This window comes from Azospirillum sp. UFLA03-27 (assembly GCF_059803775.1).
The window spans coordinates 1-3985 of record NZ_JAUQTX010000388.1 but is presented as its reverse complement, the minus strand read 5'-3'; the positions used below and the strand labels follow the sequence as shown (position 1 = coordinate 3985).

Annotated in this window: 3 protein-coding genes; all 3 read left to right on the top strand. The window is 68.4% G+C overall.

The genetic code is table 11. From position 1 onward, the window contains the following. Positions 1-62: 62 nt before the first annotated feature. Positions 63-1997, top strand: a complete 1935-nt coding sequence (locus Q4I23_RS31155) for a sigma-54-dependent Fis family transcriptional regulator (RefSeq protein ID WP_498528780.1) — start codon at positions 63-65, stop codon at positions 1995-1997. Positions 1998-2160: 163 nt separating this feature from the next. Continuing rightward, positions 2161-3204 carry an ATP-NAD kinase family protein gene (locus Q4I23_RS31150; protein ID WP_498528779.1) on the top strand — a complete coding sequence of 348 codons (1044 nt, stop codon included), beginning with the start codon at positions 2161-2163 and terminating at the stop codon, positions 3202-3204. Positions 3205-3260: 56 nt separating this feature from the next. Continuing rightward, a partial coding sequence (locus Q4I23_RS31145; protein ID WP_498528778.1) for a thiamine pyrophosphate-dependent dehydrogenase E1 component subunit alpha occupies positions 3261-3985 on the top strand: 725 nt, incomplete at its 3' end.

Genomic DNA, 3985 nt, shown 5'->3' with positions numbered 1-3985 from the left:
GATATATTGTTCCGATCTGGCTGACCAGATCAGAGCGATTGCGCTCCAGGGAGGATACGCTGATGGAGAACGCCAAAGCGGCGCACATCAACGAATTGGTCCGCGTCTCGGAAGGGATCGCGTCGAAGCGCGACGCCATCATCACCGCATCCTGGCGCCGGTGCGTGGCCGACCACAAGCTGGATCCGACCGTCCGGCGCGAGGCCTACATTCTGCCGCACGAGCGCCTGTGCCTGCACCGCGACGCGATGGACGAGTTCCTGCGCATGGCCCGCTTCGGGCTGGAGGCGCTGTATCATCAGGTGGCCGGCATGGGCTACGCCCTGCTGCTGACCGACAGCAACGGCGTCACCGTCGATTTCATCGGAGACCGGGCGTCGGACAACGACCTGCGCCGGACCGGCCTCTATCTCGGCGCGGACTGGAACGAGGGCCGGGCCGGTACCTGCGCGGTCGGCACCTGCATCGCCACGGGCGAGGCGTTGACCGTCCACCAGACGGACCATTTCGACGCGACCCACATTCCCCTTACCTGCACGGCGGCCCCGGTGTTCCACAGCGGCGGCGGGCTTGCGGCGGTGCTGGACATCTCCGCGCTCCGTTCGCCGGAGCCCAAGATCAGCCAGTATCTGGCCCTCCAACTGGTCAAGGCTTACACGCACAAGATCGAAAACGCCAACCTCTACAACAATTTCCGCCGGGAGTGGGTGGTCAAGCTCTCCGCCTCCCAGGAGTTCGCGGAGGTCGATCCGGACTTCGTGATCGCGCTGGATGGCGCCGGGCGGATCATCGGATTCAATCACCGTGCGTGTCGACTGCTAGCCGGCGAGGGGGAGGACCGGGAGCATCTCATCGGGCGGTCCTTCTCCGACCTGTTCGACTGCCAGGTGGATGACCTGGTGCGGTTCGTGCGCTCTCTGCCGACCGACCAGCGCACCCTCCGCCTGCGGCGCAGTGGGACACCCCTGTTCGCGCAGGCGATGCCGCCGCCGGCCATCGCCGTCCCGCGCCCACGCAAAGAAGACGAGGGAAGCCTGCCCAAACCGCTCCAGGCGATGTGCGGCGGCGATCCGGCGCTGAAAGCGGTGCTGACGCGCGCGGCGAAGCTGGTGAACACGCGGATGAGCCTGCTGATCCATGGCGAGACCGGCACCGGTAAGGAACACCTCGCCAAGGCCCTGCACCGGTCGAGCGTGCGCGCGGCCAAGCCCTTCATCGCCGTGAACTGCGCCGCGCTGCCGGAGGCGCTGATCGAAAGCGAGTTGTTCGGCCATGAGCCCGGCTCCTTCACCGGGGCCACGTCGCGGGGCAGGAAGGGGCTGATCCTGGAGGCGGACGGCGGCACGCTGTTCCTGGACGAGATCGGCGACATGCCGCTGTCGTCGCAGACACGCCTGCTGCGCGTCCTGGCGGAGCGGGAGGTCACCCCCATCGGCCGCACCAAGGCGGTGTCGGTGGACGTGCGCGTCATTGCCGCCACCCACCGCGATCTTGTCGAACTGATCAAGGCCGGGACGTTCCGCGACGACCTGTATTTCCGTCTCAACGGCGCGGTGTTCACCGTGCCGCCGTTGCGCCAGCGCGGCGACCTCGACTGGCTGATCGACCGGCTGCTGGCCGAGCGGACGGAGCGGGACGGCGTCGGCTACACCATCGCCGCTCCGGCGCTGGCGGCCCTGCGCGCTCACGGCTGGCCCGGCAACGTGCGCGAGCTGGTGAACGCGCTCGACTACGCCTGCGCCGTCTGCACCGACGGGCTGATCGAACTGATGGACATTCCCGACCCCGTGCAGCGCAGCGGCGTGTTCGAGGCGTGGCCGGCCAGCGCTCCGACGCCCGCCCCGGACAGCGCCGACCCCGCCGTCCGCCTGCGCGAGGTGTTGCGCCGCCTGCACTGGAACGTGTCGGCGGCGGCGCGGGACATGGGCGTGGACCGCTCGACCATCCACCGCCAGATGCGCCGTTTCGGCATCGTCCCGCCGCACCGGTTGGATTGAGGCATGCAACACCTGTTGCAGCGCCCCTGCAACAGGTGAGGCGATCGCAACACCGCCACTCGTCGCGCAAACTGTTGCAGAACAACGATAGTCAGCCGTACGCACATTTGGCACGGCTCTTGCCATACACCCCTTCAAAACATCGAAGCGAAGGGGAGGACGCGTGGCACCTGTCATCGGCATCATTGCCAATCCAGTATCCGCACGCGACATCCGCCGGGTCGTCGCGAACGCGGCGAACCTCCAGATCACGGATCGCGCCAACATCGTCCTGCGGGTGCTGGCCGCGCTGCGCGCCTGCGGGGTCACCGACGTCATGATGATGCCGGAGCATGGCGGCATCGGGCGTCATGTGGCGCGCGGGCTGTCACGGGCGGCGGCGCACGGCGAGGCGCCCTATCCCACCATTCACCCGCTGCCCATGCCGGTCACCGGCACCGTCGCCGACACCCATCGGGCGGCGGACGAGATGCGCCGGGCGGGAGTCGCCGCCATTGTCGTGCTGGGCGGCGACGGCACGCACCGCGCCGTGGTGGCGCACTGCGGGGCAGTCCCCGTGGCCGGCATCTCCACCGGCACCAACAACGCCTTTCCCGAACACCGCGAGCCGACCATCACCGGGCTGGCGACCGGCTTGGCCGTGACCGGGCAGGTGCCGGCAGACATCGCCTTCGCGGCGAACAAGCGCATCGACGTGTCGCTCAACGGCCGGGTGGGGGAGATCGCGCTGGTCGATGTCGCTCTGGTGACCGAGCGCTACGTCGGGGCCCGCGCCCTGTGGAAGCCGGACAGCTTCCGCGAGCTGTTCGTCACCTTCGCCGACCCGGAGGTCATCGGCATGTCGGCCATCGCCGGCCTGCTGGAGCCGGTAACGCGGGAGGAGAGCGGCGGACTGATGGTGCGTCTCGGCACGCCGGCGACCGGCATGACGGTGCTGCGCGCGCCCATTGCGCCGGGGCTGATGGCCTCGGTCGGCGTCGCTGATTGGCGCCGCATGCCGGCCGGCGTGCCTTTCGTGCCGGAGGTGAAGGCCGGCTCCATCGCGCTCGATGGCGAGCGGGAAATCGCATTCTCGGCGCAAGACCGCGTCTCCCTGACGCTCCGGGACGACGCCTTCCGCACCGTGAACGTGGGCGGCTGCATGCAGTACGCCGCCCAGAACAGGCTGCTGACCGGCGCCCCGGCGCCGGTCACGGCCGAGCTTTGAAAAAGCCCGCCTTTGAAAAACTTGCCTTTGAAGAACCTAACAGAGGAGAAACGTCAGTGACCAACAATCCTTATCCACTCGACAAAGCGGACCTGCTGCAAGCCTACCGGACCATGCGGACCATCCGTGAGTTCGAGGAGCGTCTGCACATCGACTTCGCCAAGGGCGACATTCCGGGCTTCGTGCACCTCTACGCCGGTGAGGAGGCCTGCGCCACCGGCATCATGATGCACCTGAACGACAACGACCGCATCGCCTCGACCCATCGCGGCCACGGTCATTGCATCGCCAAGGGGGTCGATGTCCACGAGATGATGGCGGAGATCTACGGCCGCTCCACCGGCGCCTGCCGGGGGAAGGGCGGATCGATGCACATCGCCGACCTGTCGAAGGGCATGATGGGCGCCAACGGCATCCTGGGCGCCGGCGCGCCGCTGATCTGCGGGGCGGCGCTGGCCGCCAAGTTCCGGGGCGACGGTGGGGTCGGCATCACCTTCGTCGGCGACGGCGCGTCGAACCAGGGCACCTTCCTGGAGAGCATGAACCTCGCGGCGGTGTGGAACCTGCCGGTCGTCTTCGTGGTGGAGAACAACGGCTACGCCGAGTCCACCGCCATGGAATGGGCGGTCTCCTGCGACAGCTACATCGACCGCGCCACCGGCTTCGGCCTGCCCGGCGTGACGGTGGACGGCACCGACTTCTTCGCGGTGCACGAGGCGGCCGGCGAAATCATCAGGCGCGCCCGCGAAGGCGGCGGCCCGGCGCTGCTGGAATGCAACAT